Origin of the sequence: Bacillus cereus group sp. BfR-BA-01408 (genome assembly GCF_022663305.1) — a bacterium.
Taxonomy (GTDB): Bacteria; Bacillota; Bacilli; order Bacillales; family Bacillaceae_G; genus Bacillus_A; species Bacillus_A pacificus.
Genome location: NZ_JAKUFF010000166.1, coordinates 1 through 1374, shown reverse-complemented (window position 1 = coordinate 1374; position 1374 = coordinate 1). Strand labels below are relative to the sequence as shown.

Sequence of the window (1374 nt, the reverse complement as noted above, 5' to 3'; positions counted from 1 at the left end):
ATGTTAACCACTACACCACGGGACCATTTGGTTGCGGGGACAGGATTTGAACCTGCGACCTTCGGGTTATGAGCCCGACGAGCTACCGTGCTGCTCCACCCCGCGATGATAAAATATTTACTTTAGAAAAAATGGAGGAGGTAGAGGGATTCGAACCCCCGCGCGACTCTCGCCGCCTGTCGGTTTTCAAGACCGATCCCTTCAGCCGAACTTGGGTATACCTCCATGAAGGAAAAAATATTTTATTATTTATGTCTAAACCATTTTAAAAGAAAATGGAGGAGGTAGAGGGATTCGAACCCCCGCGCGATTCTCACCGCCTGTCGGTTTTCAAGACCGATCCCTTCAGCCGAACTTGGGTATACCTCCGAGACATATAATAAATAAAGTGGAGCCTAGCGGGATCGAACCGCTGACCTCCTGCGTGCAAGGCAGGCGCTCTCCCAGCTGAGCTAAGGCCCCATGTTTTTGGGAATATCGGGAAGACAGGATTTGAACCTGCGACCCCCTGGTCCCAAACCAGGTGCTCTACCAAGCTGAGCCACTTCCCGTTATTAAAAGCGCGCCCGAGAGGAGTCGAACCCCTAACCTCTTGATCCGTAGTCAAACGCTCTATCCAATTGAGCTACGGGCGCATATGGTGCCGAGGGCGGGGGTCGAACCCGCACGGTGGTCACCCACCGCAGGATTTTAAGTCCTGTGCGTCTGCCTGTTCCGCCACCCCGGCATGTCATATTGAAAATTGGAGCGGAAGACGGGATTCGAACCCGCGACCCCAACCTTGGCAAGGTTGTATTCTACCACTGAACTACTTCCGCAAGACATGTATGAGTTATTTTATTAAAAGTGCGGGTGAAGGGAGTCGAACCCCCACGCCAAAGGCGCTAGATCCTAAGTCTAGTGCGTCTGCCAATTCCGCCACACCCGCATATTTTGTTAAAATGGTGAGCCATGAAGGACTCGAACCTTCGACCCTCTGATTAAAAGTCAGATGCTCTACCAACTGAGCTAATGGCTCTTAATGGCTGGGCTAGCTGGATTCGAACCAGCGCATGACGGAGTCAAAGTCCGTTGCCTTACCGCTTGGCTATAGCCCATTAATTAAGAATGGTGGAGGGGGGCAGATTCGAACTGCCGAACCCGAAGGAGCGGATTTACAGTCCGCCGCGTTTAGCCACTTCGCTACCCCTCCGACATATATGGTGGAGGATGACGGGATCGAACCGCCGACCCCCTGCTTGTAAGGCAGGTGCTCTCCCAGCTGAGCTAATCCTCCATTTTGCCTGGCAACGTCCTACTCTCACAGGGACAAGGTCCCAACTACCATCGGCGCTAGAGAGCTTAACTTCCGTGTTCGGTATGGGAACGGGTGTG

The 1374-nt window shown here is 52.8% G+C and carries 13 tRNA genes and 1 rRNA gene; all 14 read right to left on the bottom strand.

The annotated features are described in order from the left end of the window. Window positions 1–28: 28 nt before the first annotated feature. A tRNA-Met gene (locus MR083_RS26620) sits at window positions 29–105 on the bottom strand. A 27-nt stretch (window positions 106–132) separates the two neighbouring features. Then, window positions 133–225 (bottom strand) — tRNA-Ser (locus MR083_RS26615). A 51-nt stretch (window positions 226–276) separates the two neighbouring features. Then, a tRNA-Ser gene (locus MR083_RS26610) sits at window positions 277–369 on the bottom strand. 20 nt (window positions 370–389) lie between these two features. Continuing rightward, a tRNA-Ala gene (locus tag MR083_RS26605) sits at window positions 390–462 on the bottom strand. Between the two features lie 15 nt (window positions 463–477). Next, window positions 478–551: transfer RNA gene (locus tag MR083_RS26600), tRNA-Pro, on the bottom strand. A gap of 10 nt (window positions 552–561) precedes the next feature. Further along, window positions 562–635 (bottom strand) — tRNA-Arg (locus tag MR083_RS26595). A gap of 3 nt (window positions 636–638) precedes the next feature. Further along, window positions 639–727: transfer RNA gene (locus MR083_RS26590), tRNA-Leu, on the bottom strand. 16 nt (window positions 728–743) lie between these two features. Continuing rightward, window positions 744–818: transfer RNA gene (locus MR083_RS26585), tRNA-Gly, on the bottom strand. Window positions 819–847: 29 nt separating this feature from the next. Then, window positions 848–928, bottom strand: a tRNA-Leu gene (locus MR083_RS26580). A 14-nt stretch (window positions 929–942) separates the two neighbouring features. After that, a tRNA-Lys gene (locus tag MR083_RS26575) sits at window positions 943–1018 on the bottom strand. A gap of 4 nt (window positions 1019–1022) precedes the next feature. Continuing rightward, window positions 1023–1097 (bottom strand) — tRNA-Gln (locus MR083_RS26570). Window positions 1098–1108: 11 nt separating this feature from the next. Beyond that, window positions 1109–1192 (bottom strand) — tRNA-Tyr (locus MR083_RS26565). Between the two features lie 8 nt (window positions 1193–1200). Next, a tRNA-Val gene (locus MR083_RS26560) sits at window positions 1201–1276 on the bottom strand. 5 nt (window positions 1277–1281) lie between these two features. Beyond that, window positions 1282–1374: ribosomal RNA gene (gene rrf / locus MR083_RS26555) — 5S ribosomal RNA — on the bottom strand; the annotation flags it as partial.